The following is a 22,005-nucleotide window of genomic DNA, read 5'->3' as shown; positions in this document are numbered from 1 at the left end:
CCTCAGGACCTATAGGTAAAATACATATATCGAATAGATTACATTCCTTTTCACTATACTTGTAAGGCGTAACAATACCAAGGTTCCGGATTCGGACGAAGGAGTTCAGCGATGGATCTGAAGCATTTGACTTATTTTGTTGCGGTCGCGGAAGCCGGCAGCTTCACCCAGGCCGCCCGCAACCTTCATATTACCCAGCCCTCATTATCCAAAATGGTAAGGCTTCTCGAAGAAGAGCTGGGCGTACAGCTGCTGGACCGCTCCTCCAAGCAGATCGTCCTGACGGACGCAGGCATAACCATCCTCCGTTCGGCTAAAGCGGTCATCGATTCGGTCGAGCATATGTCGAGCGAGCTGGAGGAAGTCGTCAAATTAAAAAAAGGAACGCTCCGGCTGGGCATTCCTCCAATGGTCGGCGGTTATTTTCTTCCTTCCATCATTGAAAAATTTCTGACGCAGTATCCTCAGATTCGGCTGCAGATGTTCGAGCAGGGCGGCAAAAGCCTTGAGCAGGACCTGCTGCAGGGGGAACTGGATTTCAGCATGGTCATCCTCCCTGTGAAGGATCAGGACAAATTTCATCTCCTTCCCTGCAGCAATCAGGATCTGCGGCTCGTCGTGCATGCAGGCCACCGGCTCGCTTCCTCGGTTTCCGTCCGGCTTCATCAACTGGAGGAAGAGCCGTTCATCATGTTCCGAAAGGACTTCACGCTTCACCATCTGATCCGGGAGCACTGCGCAGCTGCCGGCTTCGAGCCTAAAATCGTATTCGAAAGCTCTCAATGGGATTTCATGACGGAAATGGTAGCAGCCAAATACGGGATCACCCTCCTGCCCGAAAAAGTATGCCTGCAGCTTGACCCGAAGCGGTTCGCTTCCGTCAAGGTTGTTCAGCCGTCGATTTCATGGAAGCTTTCGATGATATGGCGCAAGGAAAAATACTTATCCTTTGCCGCGCGAGAGTGGATACGGATGATGGAAGCGGAGGTTAAAGTTAATTCGTGAAGAAAAAAAGCTGCCCGTCAGGCAGAAGCGTCAGCCTCTGCCTTCAGGACAGCTTTTTATATACAGCCGGCTTCGATTAGCCTTGCAGCAGCAGCTGCTCAGGATCCTCAAGAAGCTCTTTAACGGTAACGAGGAAACGAACCGCTTCGCTGCCGTCTACGATCCGGTGATCGTACGAAAGCGCGATGTACATCATCGGACGGTTTTCCATGCGCTCGTTGTCGATCGCTACCGGACGGATTTGAATTTTGTGCATGCCGAGAATGCCGACCTGCGGAGTGTTCAAAATTGGCGTGGACAGCAGGGAGCCGAATACGCCGCCGTTCGTAATTGTGAAGCTGCCTCCTTGAAGATCGGAGATCGACAGCGTGTTTGCTCTTGCTTTTGTAGCAAGGTCAACGATATTTTTCTCGATTTCTGCGAAACTCAGGCGATCCGCATCGCGTACGACCGGAACGACAAGGCCTTCCTTAGCCGATACGGCAATGCCGATATCGAAAAACTTCTTCACGACGATTTCTTCGCCGTCGATTTCCGCATTCAGAAGAGGGAAGGCTTTCAAAGCTCCAACGACCGCTTTTGTGAAGAAAGACATAAAGCCGAGGTTAACGTCGTTTTTCTCAAAGAACGATTGCTTGCGGCGTTTACGCAGGTCAAGAATGGCCGTCATATCGACTTCGTTGAACGTCGTCAGCATTGCTGCCGTGCGCTGCGCTTCAACGAGACGGTTCGCGATCGTAATCCGGCGGCGCGACATGCGCTTGCGCTCAGTCGGCTTCGCGTCCTTGCTTGCTTCAACAGGCGCGGCTTGCGTAAGCGGAGCGGACGATACCGGCGTAGCTACCGAAGGTGCCGGCGCGGCTTGTCCGGTCGCTTGCGTCAGATCGATGCCTTGCTCGCGGGCACGTTTGCGCGCAGCAGGGGAACCGACAACGACTGAAGGGCCTTCGCTGGCAGCCGCTGCTGGCTGAGCCGCAGCAGGTGCCGGCGCAGCGGCAGGTGCGGCTGCCGGTGCAGCAGGAGCTGCTGCCGCAGGCTCTGGAGCAGGTGCCGCAGGTGCGGACGCTCCGCCGGCTGCAGACGCTCCGATCGAACCGATCGCTTCGCCGACCAGGACGACTTCGCCGTCCTGCTTCGCGATTTTGGAAACGACACCGCTGTTGTCAGCGCTAATTTCGATGTTTACTTTATCCGTTTCAAGCTCCAGAAGGACATCCCCCTGGTTTACTGTGTCGCCTTCTTTTACAAACCATTTCGTGATTGTGCCCTCTGAGATGGACTCGCCTAGTTCCGGTACGATAATTTCAGCCATTTTGTTGCTACCCCCTAATCAAACTTGTTTCAACCGGCTTGCCGTTCAAAGCCGTCGAAATGATCAATTTTTGTTCTGTGGCGTGCACGTCTTGGTGTCCGCTTGCCGTACTCGAACGATCCGGTCTGCCTACATAACGTACGGCTGCCTTCTTAGGCGCCAATTCGCGCAGACGCGGCTCCATAAAGAACCACGAGCCTTGGTTTTTCGGCTCTTCCTGTACCCATACGATCTCTTCCAGCTTGTCGAACTGCTTCACGATCCGCTCTACTTCCGCGCGCGGGAACGGATACAGCTGCTCAACTCTAGCTACCCGCAGCCATTCGAAATCCTCGGCGTTCGTGGATGAGAGCGCCTCTTCGATATCGACGGCCACTTTGCCCGTGCAGAGCACCAGACGTTTCACTTTGTCCTTCTGCTCCTTCGTCTCCGTCAGGCTGAATTGCGGCAGCACCGGCTTGAACGAACCTTCGCTGAGCTCCACGCCGTGCGACGCGACGCGCGGATTGCGGATCAGACTCTTCGGCGCCATCAGCACGAGAGGTCTCATGTGGTCGGTGCCAAGCAGTGACGCCTGCTTGCGGAGCAGGTGGAAATACTGCGCGGAAGACGTCAAATTGGCAACCGTCCAGTTATTATCGGCCGACAGCTGAAGGAAACGCTCCAGCCTTGCGCTCGAGTGCTCCGGTCCTTGGCCTTCGTAGCCGTGCGGCAGCAAGATGACGACGCCGGACTTCTGCGACCATTTTGCGCGTCCCGCCGAAATGAACTGGTCGAAAATAACCTGTGCAACGTTGGCAAAGTCGCCGTACTGCGCTTCCCAAATGACGAACGTTTCCGGCGCGAACACATTGTAGCCATATTCAAAGCCAAGCACGGCCGTTTCCGACAGCGGGCTGTTATGAACGGCGAAGGATGCTTTCGCTTGCGGCAGCATGTGCAGAGGCGAGAACTTATCCGCATTGGCGTTGTCGTTCAGCATAATGTGGCGGTGCGCAAACGTTCCGCGCTCCGAATCCTGTCCGCTGAGACGGATCGGCGTGCCGTCCGCCAAGATTGTCGCGAACGCAAGCGCCTCGGCATGCGCCCAATCGATCTTCTCGCCGTCGTTCAACCCGGAAGCTCGGCGCTGCAAGATCCGTTGAAGCTTCGTATATTCCGTGAAGCCCTCCGGACGGTTCAGAAGCTCCAGGTTGATTTCGCGCAGCGTTTCCAGAGGTACTGCCGTGCGGGCTTCCTCCGCTGCAGGGACAATGTTCTGCTGCAGTTCGACGCGAACCTGCGGATTGCCTTCGTTCGCCTTCATTGCGTCATAAGCGGCTTGAAGCTTGCCGTTCACCCGGTCGCGCAGCTCGGAGACTTGCTCCTCGGATAACGCCTTCTCGCCTTTCAGCTTTTCGCTGTAGAGCGTGCTGACCGTAGGGTGCTTCTTCACCTTGGCGTACATAAGCGGCTGCGTTACTTCCGGGTCGTCCATCTCGTTGTGGCCGAAGCGGCGGTAGCCGATCAGATCGATGACAAAACCTTTATTGAAGCGCAGACGGTATTCGCAGGCGAGACGGACAGCGGCAAGGCATGCTTCCGGCTCATCCGCATTCACGTGCACAATCGGAATGTCAAAACCTTTGGCCAGGTCGCTTGCGTAATGCGTCGAACGGGAGTCGACGCTGTTCGTCGTAAAGCCCAGGCGGTTGTTGGCAATAATGTGCAGAGTGCCGCCGTTGCGGTAGCCCTGCAGCTTGTTGAAGTTCAGCGTTTCGGCTACGATGCCTTCGCCGATAAAAGCAGCGTCCCCGTGGATGCAGATTGTAACGGCTTTGGCCAAATCCTGCACAGGCATGCCCGGCTTGCTGCGATCCTCTTGTGCCGCGCGGGTAAAGCCCTCTACGATCGGATTTACGAATTCAAGGTGGCTCGGGTTGTTCGCAAGCGTCAGTCTTGCGCGGACCGTTTCGCCTTCCTTCACGGCGCGGTCTGCGCCGAGATGGTATTTCACATCTCCCGTCCAGCCGTAGTTAATGCCCATGGAGCCTTCCGAAGGAATCAGCTCTTTGTTAGGCGCGTGGTGGAACTCGGAGAAAATTTTCTCGTACGGCTTGCCGAGCACGTGGGCCAGCACGTTCAAACGGCCGCGGTGAGCCATGCCCATCAGAATGTGGCTTGCCCCATCATGCGCGACTGCGCGGACGATCTCGTCCAGAACCGGAACAAGCATGTCGACGCCCTCGATGGAGAAGCGCTTCTGGCCGACAAATGTACGGTGCAGGAAGTTTTCGAAAAATTCGACTTCCATGAGCCGCTCAAGCAGCGCGGAGCGCTCCCTTGCCGAAAGCGGGGCAGGGAACGAACCGGATTCCGCTTGGCGGTGAAGCCAGTTGCGCTCGTTCTCGTCATGGATGTGCGTGAATTCGTAAGCGGCGGAACGCGAATAGATTTCTCTCAGACGGGAAATCGCTTCCCAGCCGTTCGAGATCGATGCCGGAGCATTTTCCCAAATAAGCGATGCCGGAATAGACGTCAAATCCGCCTGCGTCAGGCCGAAGGTTTCCGGCTCCAGCAGCTTCGTATCCGCCTCGGGGCTTAAGCCAAGCGGGTCTATATCCGCAGCTAAATGGCCGTATCTGCGGATGTTCAGCATGAGCTGATGGGCAGCTACGACCTTCTTCAACATATTTGCATCAATTGAACCGGTTACGGCTGCAGCCGCAGCAGGCTGTGCGCTCGGCTTGCTTGCAGCTCCCTTTCCGACCGTATCGGAAGGAGGTGCGCCAAACCGTACGAAAAGCTCGCGAAGCGATGCTTCCACCGAATTCGGATCAGTCAAAAAGCGTTCGTATTGCTCCTGCACATACCCCAGATTGGGACCATAGTAGCTTTGCCAAGGCGAATAATTTCGCTCATCATGGATGCTCATTGCAGAAAATTCCACCCTCTCTATTCATTGCCATCCTATTATTTTCTAAGGCGCGCCTGCTCATACATGCGCCGTCTTGCCTGTTGCCCTATTCAAAAAATCTTTTGGCTCCATAACTTCTTTTTATTTTAGTACATATCATGCTTGCCTTCTATAATCATATTGGCATCGAATTCATCCATTTCAAGCATTGATTGCCGTTCTCAAATTTGTGCTTGCTTTAATCAGTATAACCCCATTTTCGAAGGAAGGCGTCATTGGACTTGCGGTTTTCTGCAAAAAAATAACGCCGCCGCATCCAAGCGGCGGCGGCGCGAAACGCGCATTTGCCGTCAGCAAATGCACGTTTTTTTCTTGACGCCTGTTTTGCCCATCTTCACGGCTTTGCCGATGTACTCGGCCGCAAGCGGCACTTTGCAAGCGGTATCGCCTACGTCCACATGCACCTTGCCGATTCTTTCGGCGACCGCTTCCGCTGTCTCGCGAAGCGCATCGATATAGATGCCTGCCGCAATGACAAAACCGTTCATCGTATACCGGACCCGGTTCCTCTCTTGATGAACCGTTTCCTTCACCCGTCTCAGCAGGCCGCCGATTTCCTCTAAATCCAGCTCTTCGTCCGGGGTGACCGATAAATAATTCGCATAGGTGCTCCAGCCGCAGGCCGCCTTCATCTCATCGGGCGAATCGATCCATTCCAGCGCCAGCTCCCGCGCATACCGGCTTTCGCCGGCCACGCCCGCGACGGTATATTCGGCGAGCATATACCAGTACGCCCGGTCGGCCCATTGCCGGAGCGTTTCCTTCGATACCGTTTTGGGATTGATCGTCAGACCGGCCAAGTACATCGCATCGCTGTTTCCGGACTCGTACAGGCTCAGCGCCAGCTCCTGATCCTTTTTGACCGGCTTCACGAGCTTCTTCAAATCGCCGACCCGCACACCGAAGAACGGCTCCATCGCCCCGTGGCGAATAAAGGTCATCTTCGTCTGCTCCGTGCCGAGACGCTCGAGCTCCTGCATCACTTCCTCGTATGTCATGAACAGCTCCTCCGATTCTCAAATCTGCTTAAGCGCTGCGCCTTCCGCGGCCGCAGTAATGACGCCCCGGCCGTCGTCCGGACTTACTCCCGATGCAATACCAGCTCGGCCAGCGTACGGACCATAACGCCCGTGGCCCCCTTCGGTTCCCAGCCCCTGGAGGAATCCAGAAACGCCGTGCCGGCGATATCCAGATGCACCCAAGGCAGCCCTTCGGCAAAATGACCGATAAACAGCCCTCCGGTAATCGTCCCCGCATAGCGGCCCCCGCTGTTTTTCAGATCCGCCGCATCGCTCCGGATCAGCTTCTTGTACTCCGGATAAGCAGGAAGCGGCCAAATGCGCTCTCCGGAACGTTCGGAAGCCCCGAGCACCTGCTTCAGAAGATCGTCGTTATTCGTAACGGCGCCGGTCGCCTCTACTCCGAGCGCAACCATGACCGCTCCGGTCAGCGTTGCAACGTCTACAAGCTTAGTCGCGCCGCGGGTAATCGCCGTCGTCAGCCCGTCGGCAAGCACCAGCCTGCCCTCCGCATCGGTATTGACGACCTCGACCGTATGCCCGCTCATCGTCCGCAGCACGTCTCCCGGCTTAAGCGCCCGGTCGGACGGCATATTCTCGGCTGTCGGAACGACCGCAACCACGTTGACTGCGGGCTTCGCCGAAGCAATAATCCGCATTGCCCCGAGTACAGCGGCAGCCCCGCCCATATCCGAAATCATTTCCTGCATCCCCTCGGCACGCTTCAAAGAGATGCCTCCGGTATCAAAGGTAATCCCCTTGCCGATCAGGCCCCATGTTTCCTCCGAATTCGGGTTTCCTTTATAATGAATGACAATCATCCTCGGCGGATTGATGCTGCCTTGACCTACGCCGAGCAAGCCGCCCATCTGCTGCTCCGCCGCGCTCCACTCGTCGACAACTTCGATTTCCAGGTCAAGCTCATGCGCAAGCTCCTCTGCGTGGAACGCCAGCCGCTCGGGCGTGAGGTCATTCCCCGGCAGATTGGTCAAATCCCTTGCGAAGCTGACGCCTTCCGCATACAGTTGTCCTTTTGCTATTCCGCTTTCCCACGCGGCTTGATCGCCGGCGGACGCCCCTTGCGGCACAAAAGCTACCTCCTGCAGCGAAAAACGTTCCTTCTGCTCCCGCTTAAGCGGCTGTCTGGTATGAACGGCCAGCAGCAGACCTTCCGTTAACGCCTGTGCAGCCCGCTCCGCACCGATACCGCCGTTGATATCACGGATCAGCTGCTCCGGCAAAAGAACTTGAACCGTGCCCGCACGCAGCTTTTTCAACGCCTTCGCCGCCGCGGCAGCGGCAAGGCGAAGGCCGGTCGCTCCGCCTTCCTGACCGATCCCCGCAAAGACGATATGAGCAGCGGGATATAGCCCTAGTGTGGAAACGGTTTCCGTTTGCTCCGTTTCCCCTTTAAACAGACCTCTGGCATACAAACCGCGAACAGCTTCGTCGATTTGCGGCTGCACGATCGGCGCCGCCGCCGGGCCGCCGGCACCAAGCTCTTCTATGCCTACAAACCGCACGACGGCATCCGGCACCGCCTGCTCGGCAGCCCGGGCTCCGTATGTAAATAGTACGCTCATCGCTAGCAACTCCTCACTGTACCCATGATGAAAAAAAAGAATCGGGTTGTTTTTACCCCGATTCTAATCCTTTATTCGGCTAATGGCAAATAAATAATAAACTCCGTTCCTACGCCCGCTTGACTGTCTACCCGGATCGTTCCATTATGATTGCGCACGATCCGGTAGCTGACGGACAGCCCCAAGCCCGTTCCGGCTTGCTTCGTCGTAAAAAACGGATCAAACAGCCTGTTCATCGTCGATTTCTCCATGCCTTTGCCGTTGTCCTTAATTAAAATGCCAACAAACTGCCCTTCGCGCCTAATCGTAATTTCGATCAGGCCTCTGCGTTCTCCCTGGATTTCCTCGATGGCATCCAGCGAGTTCTTGACGATGTTCAGAATAACCTGCTTCACCTGCTTGACGTCAATCGATACGAGATTATCCGGGCAATAGCTTTCCACCTTGATCTCGCAATTGCGCATTAACGCTTCGCTTTCCGTCAGCAGTACGACTTCCTTGATAATGTGGTCGATGCGCACCAGCTGCTTCATAGGCGCCGACGGCTTCGACGAATTCAGAAACTCGTAGATGATATCATTGGCCCGGTCGATTTCCGTCAAAATAATACGCGCATACTCTTCTTTCCCTACCTCAAGCAAATAAGGGCGCAACAGCTGGATGAATCCCCTTATGCTTGTAAGCGGGTTCCGGATTTCGTGCGCGATCGCCGCCGCGATTTTGCCAAGCATCGCAAGCTTATCGTTCTGGAGCGCGGTCTGCTCGATTTGCTTGTATTCCGATACGTCCTTGACGCTAAATAAAAAATCCCCGTCCAATTGATCCCCGTATGTAACCGTAACAAGCAGATGCTTGCCGTCCTTATGCTGGAACTCGTAGTACTTGCTGTGCATAAGGAACATTTCCTTATAAAGCCGGAGCAGTGTCCGTTTTGTGCTTCGGGATAGCTGCGGATGCCGAAGAATTTCCCTGATGTTACAGCCGATCAAGGTTTTGCGGGGAATGTCGAGCAGCTTAGCCATCTGCACGTTGATGAACGATAATATGCCGTCGCTGTCGAATAATGCAATACCGCTGTCCATATGCTGCAGAACATTTTCATATTTATTCTTGACCATTTCGAACGAACGGTTGGATCGAAACAGCATTTCCCGCATTTCCGTAAATCTTTGGTCGGCAGACTGCTCAGGGTCCAAACGAAACCGGCAGGCCACCATAATTTCCATTAAAAAAACAAAAGAACGATTATACAGCCTAATCGCTTCATCCGAATCGACATTGGCTGCCAGCGACTGTATACATTCTTCGTGAACCGCGATAATTTCCTCCGGATTTATACCGTACAGCTCTTTGCCAAGCTCGCTTGCATGAAACAGGGACGCTTCCTTTCCACTTCGAACATACTCGGCAAGCGCCGGGAAATAGCGCTTTCGAATGACCTGCATCATGTACTCCTCCCCGGCAACATCTATAGACAAACGGCAATAGTTACTACTAATCATAGGGGGAGTTTACAAGCACTGTCAATCGGAAATACTGTCGAAATTTGTACGGGATTTAGGCTTAAAGACATCCGTGCGGCCGTCTAGTGCTGCGGCCCCATACTCACGAAGTTGTACGTACAAGCGCTTACCGAACCGTTTTTTTCTTTTATCTAATCGTCACGCTTTTCCCGGCTATTCTTTTCTCCTTTGTCGCTTTTGTCGCTGTGCGGATTTCCGTTATCCCCGGAGTCACGTTTTTTTTTATCATCGTCCTTTCCATCGTCCTTGTTCTGGTCGCTGTCATTATCGTTACTATTGTCATTATTGTCGTCATCGCGATCTTCATCGCTCTGTTTATCATCTTTGCGGTCGTCATCGTTACCGTTGTTGTTGCTGAGGTACCATTTCCGCCATTCAGACCATCGTTTAAGCCAATCGTCGTCCTGTATCTTGTCCTTCCAGCCGTCGTTATCGTCTTCGTCATCGGACTTGAAGCGGTCCTTCCACTTCTCCTTTTCGTCCTTCTTGTCGTCCTGCTTCGATCCCGCAGCCGGCTTACTTGTAACGGACGGCTTGGCTGTACCTTTTCCGTTATTCGTCTTGACGGAATTGCTGACAGCCGTTTTCTCAGGCTTCTCCGTCTTCACCGGCTTGGTCGCCGCAGTAGCCTCGGGAGTCGCCTTGCCGGCATCCCCATTCCCGTTCTGCCAGCTCGATTGCTTCTCTTTTTCGACAAGCTCCTTCAGCTTTTCTTTGCTAGTATACTCCGCTTGCTCCACGATCGCCTTCACCCCGCCGATCGGTTCGGTCACCTTCGTGATCGATTGCTGCTGGATCTGCTCGAGCTCAAGCATGTAGCCCTCCGCTTTCGCCATCAGATACAGGGCCATTTTCCCTGACGATATTCCATTCGCGGCTGCGGCATCGCGCACCTCGTATGGTACGGACAAGGTCGTTACATTAGCGCTGGCAGCTTCACCGGAAAGCTTCGCCAGCAGGCTGCGGATCGCTTCGTCGACTTTTTTCGCCAAAATCGATTCATAGTCAAGGGTCAACCCGGTTTGGCCGTTTAGGATCACGCTAGTAATAAAGATCTCTTTATTGGGCGTATCCAAATAATGCGAGACGTTCGCCCGCTGAAGGATCGATGCCGCCACAACCTCTACCTTCATCCCTTTATAATCCAGGCCTTGAATGATTTTCTCGCCGTCTTCATTCAGTGCATGAAGCTCTCTTACCTTATCCTCTTCGTCTACCCCGATCTCGACGCTCGGATTAATATCCATGCTAAGGTAAGCAACCACCGGAGGAGCATCCCGTCCGATATAAAGCAGCAAAGGAAGCATAAGCAGCAGTACGATGGCCGCGGCGCCCGAATACCGGTAAACCGGTTTAAAGATTCGGGCAGGCTTATATTCCTCATCGAACGTGAGCTCTTCGCCAATTTGCGTCTTTCCGGAAATCGGGGCTCGCAAAAATTGGCCATCCGCCGTCATAACAATTGCATGCTGCTTATTAACGCTCATAACGACACCGCGTTTCATTTGCTCGCCTCCCTCTTCCTTTCAAATTGGTCATCTGCTGCGATTTGCAGATAATCGTGCATAAACGGGTAAGATCCCGATATGATCAGTGCGATTGCGATGATGTATTTCCGGTTTCTCTCCACCGTCTTGCGCGAAACTCCGCAGCTCTCGGTCAGATCCTTTACCGGCAGCTTGGACGTCTCCCTTAAAGCCGTTAACATTTCCCCATTTCCCGACAGCGTCTTTGCGATGCCGATAAGCAGTGCTCTCGAGTCCGCGTGCTTGGGGGACTGCTCCACCAGCTCCGTAAACGTAATGCCGAATTTCAGCAGCTCCTGATTCAGCTCCACGATCTCAAGCTTTCGTTCATCCTCCGTCTGCTGAATCTCGAACGCTGTGAGCGCCTGCCTCGTTTCAACGGAATTATATTGAGGCTGCTCATCGTCCTCCGAGTCGAACATACTGTAAGGCACGACCTGCGTATGCCTTTGCTCTTTCCGGACATAGTCAATAAGCCGGCGGCGGATGACGGTTTCTGCAAATCCGATAAATGATTTTCCAGCGCTGCTGTTGAATTGGTCGATCGCTTCGTTAAAAGCGAGCAGCGATATGCTGAATTCGTCATCCCTCATCGGATCGATGTACCGTTTGCAAAAGCGGCTTGTCACTTTCAGAATATAGGGTCTGTAATCGGAAATAAATTGCTCGCGCAGCTGATCGTCACCTTGACGGATCAGTTCAATACATTGTTCGGGAGCGAGCTTCTGTTCGTTCTCTTCTGCCTTCGAGGAAGCGGATTTCCTCAAGAAACGCTTGAACAATACAAGTAACAACCGCTTCACCTCACTACTAGTAGGATTCGTTTCTGTTATTTCGGTTAAGGGGGTGCTCTTCACGGAACTTTTTAACTGCACCGACAATAAAAAAAGCCCCCGAAAAGGAGGCTACATTCGTTGTAAAAAGCTTAAACGATTGTACGGCGCTGCAGCAGCTTATTCCTTCTGCCGCCTAGCATGACCAGCCGTTTCTTCAAAGCCTGCTGCCACTCCGTATCCTCAATTTGCTTCGCAAAGCTAAGCAGGTCCAGCGCCATGTCAATTTGATTGCGGACTACCTCCATCGGGTCCTCATTCTCATGGTTTACGCAGTTTTCCAACAGCGCCTTTCCTTCCTGCTCGACATACTCCTGGAAATCAACCTCGGCGGCTCCGTCGCCATGCGCATATTCGGCTAATATTTCGTATTCATTTTCAATGAGATAATGAATGTCCACGCGGTGACAAACCGGGCAGAACATAATTGGCACATTATGGATGTGTGTGCGGAAATGCTTCAACGTCCCTTTGGTTCCAATCATACTAGCTCCACAGCAAAAACTCATGGCGGATCGCCTCCTGCTTCGTAAGCATATGCTTAAGTTTTGGATACAACCTGCTTGCCAAACGCTTTTATACGCTCAAAGGCATAAATTCTTATCTTGATAAGTTATTCGCCTTACATACCCGAAATTCCTGCTTTTCAAACAGACAATCGTTGGCAAATGCCGAAAATACAAAAACCCGCACCAAAATTGGCGCGGGTTTTTTAAAAGTAAGCAATTATTATTTAGCAACCAGATGGCTTTGGCCTGGTTTCCAGTTGATCGGGCACAAGCCGCCGGATTGCAAAGCTTGCAGTACGCGAAGCGTTTCTTCCACGCTGCGGCCTACGTTGTTGTGGTTAACAACTTGGTATTGTACTTCGCCTTCAGGGTTGATGATGAACAGGCCGCGAAGCGCGATGCCTTCTTCTTCGATCAATACGCCGTAATCACGAGCAACGCTCTTCGTGATGTCGGCAGCAAGAGGGAATTCCAATTGGCCAAGGCCGTTATCGTTCACCGGCGTGTTGATCCAAGCGCGGTGGCTATGTTTGCTGTCTACGCTTACGCCAAGAATTTCTGTATCAAGCTTCTTGAACTCTGCTGCTGCAGCGCTCAAAGCTGTAATTTCAGTCGGGCAAACAAAAGTGAAATCCAGTGGATAGAAGAACAATACCAACCATTTGCCTTTGTAATCCGAAAGGGATGCCGTACCGAAATCTTGACCGTTGCCTGTTGCCGTTTCCATCGTGAAATCCGGAGCCGGGCGGCCTACCAAACGTTCTGCCATTACAGAAAACCTCCTTGACCTATCCGAAATATTTTTTAAATACAAGAGGCTTATAAATTTTGAACTTATAACCGGCTTGTATTTCTGCGCGAAACGAGCTATTGCCCCAAGAGGACGGCAAATTAGCCGTTTACGCCTGTGTCACCTTATCTGTGTGACTTACCTAGTAAATAGTATCACTAGTCTAGAATGAAGTCAATATTATAACGAATATTATTTTATAATCATTATAATCTAGACATTATTTTCTGATCGCAGCTACAATCAAATCGCCCATCTCGGTCGTTCCGATCGCTGTGCTCTTATCGACTGCGATATCGCCCGTACGGTGTCCGGCATCGAGCACTTCCTTCACAGCCGCTTCGATCGCTGCAGCAGCTTCATGGTAGCCGAATGTCAGGCGGAACATAAGCGCAACGGAAAGGATCGTAGCGATCGGGTTGGAGATGCCTTGGCCTGCAATATCAGGTGCAGAGCCGTGTACCGGCTCGTACAATCCGAAGCTGCCTTCGCCAAGCGATGCGGAGGACAGCATGCCGATCGAGCCCGTAAGCATCGCTGCTTCGTCGCTCAGAATGTCGCCGAACATATTTTCCGTAACGATAACGTCAAAGCTCGACGGACGGCGCAGCAACTGCATCGCGCAGTTGTCAACCAGCACATGCTCAAGCTCGACTTCCGGATATTCCGGAGCGATCCGGTTCACGACTTCACGCCACAGGCGCGAGGTTTCAAGCACGTTAGCTTTGTCGACCGAAGCCAGACGCTTGCTGCGGGTCATGGCGATATCGAACGCTTGACGGACGATACGCTCTACCTCTTGCACATTGTATACGCAAGTATCAACCGCTTCTTCGCCGTTAGCGCCTTCGCGGCGGAACTTCTCGCCGAAATAGATGCCGCCGGTCAATTCGCGCACGACGATCAGGTCCGTGCCTTCAAGCACTTCAGGCTTCAGCGTCGAAGCTTCCTTCAGGCAATCGAAAACGTTTGCCGGACGGATGTTGGAGAACAAGCCAAGCGCCTTGCGAATGCCGAGAAGGCCGGTTTCCGGACGGAGCTCCTTTGAATTGTTGTCCCATTTCGGGCCGCCGACCGCACCCAAAAGCACAGCATCGGCGCGTTTGCACATGTCAAGCGTCTCCTGCGGAAGCGGTGTGCCTTTCTCGTCGATCGCAATGCCGCCGAACAAGCCGTGCTCCGTTTCGAATTGGTAGCCGAACAGCTCCTCGGTTTTTTTGAGCACCTTAAGCGCTTCGCCTACGACCTCTGGACCGATGCCGTCGCCGGCGATGACTGCGATTTTTTTTACGTCTGCCATAATAAAAGTAACACTCCTCTTCATTCTCAAGCTATTATCATTTGTACCATAAATCGGGGGCGATTACAAAGATATAAAATCTATTGACTCTATAGGCGGCGGCTATAGAGGCATTAAATTTTATATGGCAAGTTGAAGGGGCAGCCTCTCTAGGCGTAAAATATAATTACTTCCAAAAGATGCAATAAAATTACATTCACGAAAGGAGCTTCCGCCATGTCGCTTGCGAGACCGCCCAGTTAAGGTTGAACGCGTACGCGTGCTCCCCCTTTTATTCGGTTGAAACACGAAATAACCGAATAAACGGGAGGAGTATGATACGTGAATTACATGAATAATGTTTGGAAGCTGTATGCAATCCGTTTTTTTCAAAGCCTTATCCCTGCTTACGTGATCGAACGGCTGTTTTGGGAAGCGCGCGGCATGTCGATCCAGGAGGTCGTGTATACGGAAATTATTTTTGCCGTTACGATCATCCTGCTGGAAATCCCGACCGGCGTGCTGGCGGACAAGTGGAGCCGGAAGCGCCTGCTCGTGCTTGGAGCCGTATTGGCCTGCTCCGAGTTTGCCATTCTGCTCTTTGCAACCGAGTTTTGGCATTTTGCCGCCGTCGTCTGCCTGGCCGGCCTCGGCAATACGTTTGTCAGCGGCTCGGAAACGGCGCTTCTGTACGACTCGCTGCAGGCGCACGGCAAGGAGAACCGCTTCGAGAAAGTGATAGGCCGCTTGAATGCCTTCGATGCAGTGTCCGCCACGCTTGCGGCTTTAGGCGGCAGCCTGCTGGCTCACCGATTCGGGTACGAGCTGAACTATATCCTGTCGTTGGCGAGTGCGGCTGTCGCCCTGCTTGCTGCGCTGACGCTGCAAGAGCCCCCGTTCAAGAAAGAAGACGCCGAAGCTGCGGTCCCCATGTCTGAGTATGTCCGGGCATCGCTGCTTTTCTTCAGACACAACCCCGGCGTTAGTCTGGTCGTGCTGACCGGCATGGTGACCGGCTCCGCCATCGGCTTCATCGACGAGTTTTGGCAAATCTACGCAGAGCGGCTGGGTGTCCCCGTGCTTTACTTCGGGTTATTGTCCGCGGCTTTCCTGTTTCTAAGGCTTCCCGGCAACTTGCTTGCCCATGCGCTGCTGCGCCGGTTCAGCTACCGGGCCTTGTTTTTGTGCGTGAGCGCGGTTTTCACTTTAGGTTTTTTCTTAATATCGATATGGCAGAGCTACGCGGGACTGGCGGCGATACTCGTGGTCTTTCTGTTTTCCGGCATCGTAGACCCGCTTGCCTCCGGGTACTTGCATCATCGCATCGATTCGTCCATGCGGGCCACGATGGACTCGTTCCAGTCGCTCGGCCTCTACGGTGTGCACAGCCTGATCGGGCTCGGATTCGGGTATTACTCCTCGAAGCTGGATATCTTCGGCGGATTTGGCTTTATTGCCGTCCTCTGCGGAGCGTTTTTCGCCTATTTCTGGTTTGCTTCCAAAGCGGCAGCAGTACGATAGATCATACGTATTGTATGGATTTTTAACGAAATAGGGGTTGTTCGAGAGAGTCCTGACCGGACTCTCCGAACAACCCCTATTCTGTTAAATCAAGCTCATCTTATCGCGGCGGCCCGGCGACTTGCGTTTTTCGATCAGGCGGTTCAGCGCGTCAATATAAGCGCGAGCGCTCGCTTCAAGGATATCCGTGCTAAGGCCGCGTCCCGTCGCGGACACTTCGTCCTGCTTCAGCACGACATGCACCTCGCCCTGCGCGTCCTTGCCCTGCGATACCGATTTGATCGAATAATCCTCAAGCTCAACCGGCTCCTGCGTCACCTTATCGATCGCGTTGTAGATCGCGTCTACCGAACCGTTGCCGATGGCGACTTCCTCCACAACCGCGCCTTCGGCTTTGCGGATGCGAACCGATGCGCTCGGCGTCGATTGATTGCCGTAGCTTACCTGAATCGCTTCCAAGGCAAATACCTCCGGCGAGTCGATCAGCTTTTCCTCCAGCATCGCGTACAGATCCTCGTCGCTGACGTTTTTCTTGCGGTCAGCCAAATCCTTGAACTTGGCGAACGCCGCGTTCAGCGCCTCGTCCTCCAGCTCATAGCCGAGATCGATCAGCTTCTCGCGGAACGCATGGCGGCCGGAGTGCTTGCCGAGCACCAGCTTCGATTCCTTCAGACCGATCGTATCAGGTGAAATGATCTCATAAGTCGTTTTCTCCTTCAGCATGCCGTCCTGATGGATACCGGATTCATGGGCGAACGCATTTGCACCGACGATCGCTTTATTGCCCGGAACGACCATCCCTGTCAGCTTGCTGACCAGACGGCTCGTCTTCGCGATTTCCTTCAGGTTCAGCGTCGTTTGGGCGCCGAAGAAGTCCGGACGGGTAGCAAGCGCCATTGCGATTTCCTCGATCGCCGTGTTGCCCGCGCGCTCGCCGATTCCGTTGATCGTGCCTTCAACCTGGTCCGCGCCGTTCAAAATCGCCGCAAGCGCATTGGCCGTCGCCATGCCCAAATCATCGTGGCAGTGCGCGCTGAGCTGAATCGTCTCGATGTTCGGGACGTTTTCCTTCAGCGTCTTGAAGATGTTGCCGAATTCCTGAGGGTTCATATAGCCGACCGTATCCGGAATGTTGACGACCGTAGCGCCTGCTTTGATCGCCATATCCGTCACCTGACAAAGGAAGTCAAGCTCGGTTCGGCCTGCATCCTCAGGAGAAAATTCGATTTTATCAAAATATTGCTTCGCGTAACGAATTGCGCGCTCCGCCGTTTCCAGCACCTGCTCCTTCTCCATCCGCAGCTTATGCTTGCGGTGAATCGGGCTTGTCGCCAGGAACAAGTGGATGCACGGATCCTGCGCGCCCTGCAGCGCTTCGCGCACAGCGTCGATATCCTGCTCGCGCGAGCGGGACAGGCCGATGATCGTAGCGTTCTTAACCGCGCGTGCAACGGCATTCACGGCTGCAAGATCGCCTGGCGATGCGGCAGGGAAGCCGGCTTCGATCCGGTCTACGCCAAGCTTCTCGAGCTGAAGCGCGATTTCCACCTTTTCCTTCGTGTTCAGATTAACGCCCGGCGATTGTTCACCGTCGCGAAGCGTAGTATCGAAAATATAAATTTTCCGCATGTTTGCCTTCCACCTCCGGTCGTTCACCAACAAAATCATCCCGGTGCGCATCGAACGCGTGACGGACGTACTCGACGCTTTGTCACGCGCTGCCCGCGAACCGGGATACAAAGTTTTTTTAAAACTATTACGTTGTTGCGGGTTTTATTACTTCTTGATCCAGTGCATCAGTTCACGAAGCTGAGCGCCCGTTTGCTCGATCGGGTGAGCTGCTTCGTTGCGGCGTGTAGCCGTAAGCATTGCGCGGTTCGATTGGTTCTCAAGGATGAAGTCGCGCGCGAAACGACCGGATTGGATATCTTCCAATACGCGTTTCATTTCTTTTTTCGTTTCTTCGGTAACGATACGCGGGCCCGTTACATAGTCGCCGTACTCGGCTGTGTTGGAGATGGAATCGCGCATAGTCGCAAGTCCGCCTTCGTACATCAGGTCGACGATCAGCTTCAGCTCGTGCAAGCACTCGAAGTAAGCCATTTCAGGAGCGTAGCCTGCTTCTACAAGCGTTTCAAAGCCGGCTTTTACAAGCGCGGAAGCGCCGCCGCAAAGAACCGCTTGTTCACCGAACAAATCGGTTTCCGTCTCTTCCTTGAAGGAAGTTTCGATAACGCCCGCACGCGTACAGCCGATGCCTTTTGCATAAGCGAGGCCAAGAGCTTTTGCGTTGCCTGTTGCGTCTTGGTAAATCGCGATCAGGCCAGGAACGCCGAAGCCTTCTTGGTACGTACGGCGAACCATGTGACCAGGGGATTTCGGAGCAACCAGGAATACGTCTGTATCTTTGCTAGGCACGATTTGGCCGTAGTGGATGTTGAAGCCATGGGAGAACATAAGAGCCGCACCGGATTTCAGGTTCGGTTCGATTTCTTCCGCGTATACTTTCGCTTGCGTTTCGTCCGGAAGAAGGATTTGAACGACGTCAGCCACTTTAGTAGCTTCGGCTACTGTAAGCACTTCGAAGCCGTCTTTCTTAGCTACGTCTGCGGATTTGCCCGGACGAAGGCCGATAACGACTTTCAGGCCGCTGTCGCGAAGGTTTTGCGCTTGCGCGTGGCCTTGGCTGCCGTAACCGATTACTGCGATTGTTTTGCCTTGAAGCACGCCTTGGTCGGCGTCTTTTTCATAATACAATGTAACTGCCATTTTAATAATTGCCTCCTTTAATTTAACCCTTTTGAACGGGTGTTTAAGCGGAGAATGGCGCATGTGCAGCGGTTCTCCCCTTAAACTCCCGCTCAAAGCGGGATGTTTACCTTTTGTTGCTGCCGTTACTTGCTGTTGCCGCGGTTAAGGGCAGTCGCGCCAGTCCGCGAAAGCTCGCGGATGCCGTACGGCTTAAGCAGCTCGACCATTGCGTCGATTTTCTCGGTGTCGCCGACAACTTGTACGATAAGGGAATGAGTGCCGATATCGACGACCGCGGCGCGGAACGTTTCGACGACGCCGAGAATTTCAGGACGGGATGCCGGCTCCGCGCTCACTTTGATGAGCGCAAGCTCGCGTGCAACCATCGGATTCGAGCTGAGATCGACGACCTTGATGACGTCGATCAGCTTGTACAATTGCTTGGTCACTTGCTCCAGCGTATGGTCATCGCCTGTAGTGACGATAACCATACGCGACAAGCCGGCTTCCTCGCTGGAGCCTACCGTGATGCTTTCAATATTGAAGCCGCGGCGTCCGAACAAGCCGGATACGCGCTGCAGAACGCCGGGCTGATCGTTGACGATTACTGCGATCGTGTGCTTTTTCATTCTGCATCCCCCATGATCATTTGGTCGATTGTGCTTCCTTGGGCTACCATCGGATACACGTTCTCATTCTTGCGAACGACGAATTCAACGACCGCAGGACCTGGATGGTTCAGCGCCTCTTCCCAAACGGCACGGGCATCTTCTTTGTTTGTAGCGCGGAAACCTTTAACGCCATAGGCCTCGGCTAGCTTAACGAAGTCCGGGCTGCCTGCCAGGTCGATATGGCTGAAGCGGTTCTCGTGAATCAGCTCCTGCCATTGGCGGACCATGCCGAGCACCTGGTTGTTGAGAATGACAACCTTAACCGGAATGTTGTTGATGGCGCAAATCGCAAGCTCCTGAGCGCACATCTGCATGCCGCCGTCGCCGTTGATCGAAACGACAACCCTGTCAGGGTTGGCCATTTGCGCGCCGATAGCGGACGGAAAGCCGAAGCCCATCGTGCCGAGGCCGCCGGAGGTTACCCAGGAACGCGGCTTATTGAATTTGTAGTACTGGGCCGCCCACATTTGGTGCTGGCCTACGTCGGTCGTTACGATTGCGTCGCCGTTCGTCGTTTCGTGGATCAGCTCAACAACCCATTGCGGCTTCAGCTCGTCTTCGGAATCCGTGTAGCTGAACGGATACTCGGCAGAGGATGCTTTCAGCTGCGCACGCCAAGCGTCCGCTTTGGCAGCCGGCTTCGCCAGCTGGTTAGCAACCTGAAGAACCGTCTTAACGTCGCCTACGATCGGAATGTCGGTCGGCACGTTTTTGCCGATCTCAGCCGGATCGATATCGATATGGACGATCTTCGCGAGCGGAGCGAAGCCGGACAGCTTGCCCGTGACGCGGTCGTCAAAGCGTGCGCCGATATTGATCAGCAGATCCGCGTTTTGGATGGACGTATTCGCCGTATACGTACCGTGCATGCCCGGCATTCCGAGCCACAAATCGTTGCCGCTCGGGAACGCCCCAAGGCCAAGCAGAGTAGTCGTAATCGGAATTTGCGTCTTCGTGACGAATTCCAGCAGCTCTTCATGCGCCCCGGAGTAAACGACGCCGCCGCCGGCGAGAATAATCGGGCGTTCCGCCTGCTCGATCGCTTTGATCAGCTTATCCACCTGATTTTTGTTAGGCGATACGGTCGGATTGTAGCCTCTGATGCTTACTTCCTTAACCGGCTTGAACAGCGTTTTGGCTGCCGATACGTCTTTCGGAATATCGATCAAAACCGGGCCTTTGCGGCCTGTATTGGCAATGTGGAAGGCTTCATGAATGACGCGCGGCAGATCCGCTACGTCGCGAACCAAATAGCTGTGCTTCGTAATCGGCATCGTGATGCCCGTAATGTCGGCCTCCTGGAAAGCGTCGCTTCCGATCAGGGTCGAAATGACGTTGCCCGTAATGACGACCAACGGGACGGAATCCATGTAAGCCGTGGCGATGCCCGTCACCAGATTCGTTGCCCCAGGACCCGAAGTTGCGATACATACGCCAACTTTGCCGCTTGCGCGGGCATAGCCGTCCGCTGCGTGAATCGCTCCCTGCTCGTGGCGCGTCAGGACGTGGTTAAAATCCGGATTGTCGTGCATCGCGTCGTAAATGTACAATACCGCTCCGCCCGGGTAGCCGAATACGCAATCGACGTCCTCCAGCAGCAAGCTGCGTAGCAGGATCTCCGAACCAGATATGACCTCAGGCTTCGAGAGCCTTTCCTTCAATTCTTCTTTTGACTTCCGTGTTGCGTCTTGCGTTACCATTAGTCATCCTCCTCTCAAAAAAAACAAAAAAACCTTTCGTTCCTCCCGCTTCTACTTGAAGCGAAGAGGGACGAAAGGTTGATCTTCCGTGGTACCACCCAAATTCGTTACGCATCTCCCGATGCATAACCTCAACAGGTAAGAACGCGTGCACGATCGTTCATTACCGTTGGCACTGTAACGCTTGCCCTGCGATTCCCCCTAATACGCAACAGCATTCGTTGTTGCTTTTCAAGGGAACAGCTCCGAGGTGAGCTCGTAGAAAAGGGATTTTGGCGACAGTTGCAGCTAATCTGTCCGCTCTCTGATCAAAAGAGCCCTTAGCACTTCGTCCTCATCATTGCCGATTGTGTATTTACCACATGACGCTTTAACCGGTACGTGGTAGATAAGACTTCTTTTATTATATGCCCAGAATTCAGGTTCGTCAAGGACCATAAACAACTCTTCCTCAAAAAGGAAGCAGGCGCAAGCGGCGCCCTTGGCACATATACTAGTTTAGCCCCTTTTCGGCAAATTCATGCAGCGTTATTTTGCTATGCGCCGCAGAAACGGAATGATGACATGATCCGATTGTACGATCCAAGGTACGACCAGGCCGAGCTGCTCCGCCTGATCCGGACCGAGCTGATCCCGCTTTCCCATACCGTGCATCAGCATGACGCCCAGACGATCCGCGAGCTGCCGAAGCGGTTCAGGCGAGGCGTCACTTATGTAGCAGCCTTGTCCAAAAAAAGCGCGCCGGTCTCCTTCCTCCATTTCGAAGTGATGGGCGAGGTGCTGTATCTCGATATGATGGTTACGCACCCCGCACATAGAAACCGAGGCTGGGGCAAAAAACTAATGGCCTATAGCGAGGCCTACGGACAAGCGAGCCACTGCAAAGTCGCAAGGCTGTTCGTGGATGAAGTTAACGGCAAAGCGCATCAGCTGTACAACAAGCTTGGTTACCAAACCGTCCGTTATGTCCCGGAGCTTCGCTGCTACGAGCTGCTTAAGCCGCTGGCCCCGCTATAATAGCCGAGTA

The 22,005-nt window shown here is 53.7% G+C and carries 17 protein-coding genes; 3 read left to right on the top strand and 14 right to left on the bottom strand.

The genetic code is table 11. The features are described from left to right. The first annotated feature begins 111 nt into the window (after positions 1 to 111). On the top strand, positions 112 to 1,005 hold the full coding sequence (locus KP806_RS20850) for a LysR family transcriptional regulator (RefSeq protein WP_224725671.1): 894 nt from the start codon (positions 112 to 114) through the stop codon (positions 1,003 to 1,005). A gap of 76 nt (positions 1,006 to 1,081) precedes the next feature. Here KP806_RS20850 and odhB read toward each other — a convergent pair whose 3' ends face one another. The 10 genes from odhB to leuB form a co-directional block, all read right to left on the bottom strand. Further along, positions 1,082 to 2,317, bottom strand: a complete 1,236-nt coding sequence (odhB, locus tag KP806_RS20845; RefSeq protein ID WP_224725670.1) for a 2-oxoglutarate dehydrogenase complex dihydrolipoyllysine-residue succinyltransferase — start codon at positions 2,315 to 2,317, stop codon at positions 1,082 to 1,084. A gap of 7 nt (positions 2,318 to 2,324) precedes the next feature. Continuing rightward, positions 2,325 to 5,231 carry a 2-oxoglutarate dehydrogenase E1 component gene (locus KP806_RS20840; protein ID WP_224725669.1) on the bottom strand — a complete coding sequence of 969 codons (2,907 nt, stop codon included), beginning with the start codon at positions 5,229 to 5,231 and terminating at the stop codon, positions 2,325 to 2,327. 332 nt (positions 5,232 to 5,563) lie between these two features. Continuing rightward, positions 5,564 to 6,271, bottom strand: a complete 708-nt coding sequence (locus KP806_RS20835) for a DNA alkylation repair protein (protein ID WP_224725668.1) — start codon at positions 6,269 to 6,271, stop codon at positions 5,564 to 5,566. A gap of 83 nt (positions 6,272 to 6,354) precedes the next feature. Continuing rightward, complete coding sequence (locus KP806_RS20830; RefSeq protein WP_224725667.1) at positions 6,355 to 7,875, bottom strand: leucyl aminopeptidase; 1,521 nt, start codon at positions 7,873 to 7,875, stop codon at positions 6,355 to 6,357. A gap of 71 nt (positions 7,876 to 7,946) precedes the next feature. Next, complete coding sequence (locus KP806_RS20825) at positions 7,947 to 9,320, bottom strand: ATP-binding protein (RefSeq protein ID WP_224725666.1); 1,374 nt, start codon at positions 9,318 to 9,320, stop codon at positions 7,947 to 7,949. A 209-nt stretch (positions 9,321 to 9,529) separates the two neighbouring features. After that, complete coding sequence (locus KP806_RS20820; RefSeq protein WP_224725665.1) at positions 9,530 to 10,903, bottom strand: anti-sigma factor domain-containing protein; 1,374 nt, start codon at positions 10,901 to 10,903, stop codon at positions 9,530 to 9,532. Continuing rightward, complete coding sequence (sigI, locus tag KP806_RS20815; protein ID WP_263575797.1) at positions 10,900 to 11,718, bottom strand: RNA polymerase sigma factor SigI; 819 nt, start codon at positions 11,716 to 11,718, stop codon at positions 10,900 to 10,902. Before sigI ends, KP806_RS20820 begins: the two co-directional genes overlap by 4 nt. A 131-nt stretch (positions 11,719 to 11,849) precedes the next feature. Beyond that, on the bottom strand, positions 11,850 to 12,266 hold the full coding sequence (locus KP806_RS20810; protein WP_224725664.1) for a hypothetical protein: 417 nt from the start codon (positions 12,264 to 12,266) through the stop codon (positions 11,850 to 11,852). Positions 12,267 to 12,486: 220 nt separating this feature from the next. Continuing rightward, positions 12,487 to 13,035, bottom strand: a complete 549-nt coding sequence (locus KP806_RS20805) for a peroxiredoxin (protein WP_224725663.1) — start codon at positions 13,033 to 13,035, stop codon at positions 12,487 to 12,489. A gap of 241 nt (positions 13,036 to 13,276) precedes the next feature. After that, positions 13,277 to 14,356 (bottom strand): 3-isopropylmalate dehydrogenase, encoded by a 1,080-nt coding sequence (gene leuB / locus KP806_RS20800; RefSeq protein WP_224725662.1) that lies wholly within the window; start codon positions 14,354 to 14,356, stop codon positions 13,277 to 13,279. A 330-nt stretch (positions 14,357 to 14,686) separates the two neighbouring features. Here leuB and KP806_RS20795 point away from each other — a divergent pair, with 330 nt between their 5' ends. Continuing rightward, the gene (locus KP806_RS20795; RefSeq protein ID WP_224725691.1) at positions 14,687 to 15,856 is read left to right on the top strand and encodes an MFS transporter; all 1,170 of its coding nucleotides are present in this window, start codon (positions 14,687 to 14,689) and stop codon (positions 15,854 to 15,856) included. Positions 15,857 to 15,940: 84 nt separating this feature from the next. Here KP806_RS20795 and KP806_RS20790 read toward each other — a convergent pair whose 3' ends face one another. The 4 genes from KP806_RS20790 to ilvB all read right to left on the bottom strand — a co-directional run bounded on the left by KP806_RS20790 (position 15,941) and on the right by ilvB (position 20,978). Next, complete coding sequence (locus KP806_RS20790; RefSeq protein WP_224725661.1) at positions 15,941 to 17,485, bottom strand: 2-isopropylmalate synthase; 1,545 nt, start codon at positions 17,483 to 17,485, stop codon at positions 15,941 to 15,943. A gap of 147 nt (positions 17,486 to 17,632) precedes the next feature. After that, complete coding sequence (ilvC, locus tag KP806_RS20785) at positions 17,633 to 18,625, bottom strand: ketol-acid reductoisomerase (RefSeq protein ID WP_224725660.1); 993 nt, start codon at positions 18,623 to 18,625, stop codon at positions 17,633 to 17,635. 125 nt (positions 18,626 to 18,750) lie between these two features. Continuing rightward, positions 18,751 to 19,236 (bottom strand): acetolactate synthase small subunit, encoded by a 486-nt coding sequence (gene ilvN, locus KP806_RS20780; protein ID WP_224725659.1) that lies wholly within the window; start codon positions 19,234 to 19,236, stop codon positions 18,751 to 18,753. After that, positions 19,233 to 20,978: a biosynthetic-type acetolactate synthase large subunit gene (gene ilvB / locus KP806_RS20775; protein WP_224725658.1), complete on the bottom strand. Its 1,746-nt coding sequence runs from the start codon at positions 20,976 to 20,978 to the stop codon at positions 19,233 to 19,235. Before ilvB ends, ilvN begins: the two co-directional genes overlap by 4 nt. 564 nt (positions 20,979 to 21,542) lie before the next feature. Here ilvB and KP806_RS20770 point away from each other — a divergent pair. Then, positions 21,543 to 21,995 (top strand): GNAT family N-acetyltransferase, encoded by a 453-nt coding sequence (locus KP806_RS20770; protein ID WP_224725657.1) that lies wholly within the window; start codon positions 21,543 to 21,545, stop codon positions 21,993 to 21,995. Positions 21,996 to 22,005 lie beyond the last annotated feature (10 nt).

This window comes from Paenibacillus vietnamensis, from assembly GCF_020169515.1.
GTDB lineage: Bacteria > Bacillota > Bacilli > Paenibacillales > Paenibacillaceae > Pristimantibacillus > Pristimantibacillus vietnamensis.
Note: the sequence above shows the minus strand (reverse complement) of the source record. Positions and strands in the feature narration are given on the sequence as shown.

What these genes read in the sequence shown, in the direction of transcription:
- KP806_RS20850 (WP_224725671.1), top strand. Translation starts at nt 112, where the DNA reads ATGGATCTGAAGCATTTGACTTATTTTGTTGCGGTCGCGGAAGCCGGC.
- odhB (WP_224725670.1), bottom strand. Translation starts at nt 2,317, where the DNA reads ATGGCTGAAATTATCGTACCGGAACTAGGCGAGTCCATCTCAGAGGGC.
- KP806_RS20840 (WP_224725669.1), bottom strand. Translation starts at nt 5,231, where the DNA reads ATGAGCATCCATGATGAGCGAAATTATTCGCCTTGGCAAAGCTACTAT.
- KP806_RS20835 (WP_224725668.1), bottom strand. Translation starts at nt 6,271, where the DNA reads ATGACATACGAGGAAGTGATGCAGGAGCTCGAGCGTCTCGGCACGGAG.
- KP806_RS20830 (WP_224725667.1), bottom strand. Translation starts at nt 7,875, where the DNA reads ATGAGCGTACTATTTACATACGGAGCCCGGGCTGCCGAGCAGGCGGTG.
- KP806_RS20825 (WP_224725666.1), bottom strand. Translation starts at nt 9,320, where the DNA reads ATGCAGGTCATTCGAAAGCGCTATTTCCCGGCGCTTGCCGAGTATGTT.
- KP806_RS20820 (WP_224725665.1), bottom strand. Translation starts at nt 10,903, where the DNA reads ATGAAACGCGGTGTCGTTATGAGCGTTAATAAGCAGCATGCAATTGTT.
- KP806_RS20810 (WP_224725664.1), bottom strand. Translation starts at nt 12,266, where the DNA reads ATGAGTTTTTGCTGTGGAGCTAGTATGATTGGAACCAAAGGGACGTTG.
- KP806_RS20805 (WP_224725663.1), bottom strand. Translation starts at nt 13,035, where the DNA reads ATGGCAGAACGTTTGGTAGGCCGCCCGGCTCCGGATTTCACGATGGAA.
- leuB (WP_224725662.1), bottom strand. Translation starts at nt 14,356, where the DNA reads ATGGCAGACGTAAAAAAAATCGCAGTCATCGCCGGCGACGGCATCGGT.
- KP806_RS20795 (WP_224725691.1), top strand. Translation starts at nt 14,687, where the DNA reads ATGAATAATGTTTGGAAGCTGTATGCAATCCGTTTTTTTCAAAGCCTT.
- KP806_RS20790 (WP_224725661.1), bottom strand. Translation starts at nt 17,485, where the DNA reads ATGCGGAAAATTTATATTTTCGATACTACGCTTCGCGACGGTGAACAA.
- ilvC (WP_224725660.1), bottom strand. Translation starts at nt 18,625, where the DNA reads ATGGCAGTTACATTGTATTATGAAAAAGACGCCGACCAAGGCGTGCTT.
- ilvN (WP_224725659.1), bottom strand. Translation starts at nt 19,236, where the DNA reads ATGAAAAAGCACACGATCGCAGTAATCGTCAACGATCAGCCCGGCGTT.
- ilvB (WP_224725658.1), bottom strand. Translation starts at nt 20,978, where the DNA reads ATGGTAACGCAAGACGCAACACGGAAGTCAAAAGAAGAATTGAAGGAA.
- KP806_RS20770 (WP_224725657.1), top strand. Translation starts at nt 21,543, where the DNA reads ATGATCCGATTGTACGATCCAAGGTACGACCAGGCCGAGCTGCTCCGC.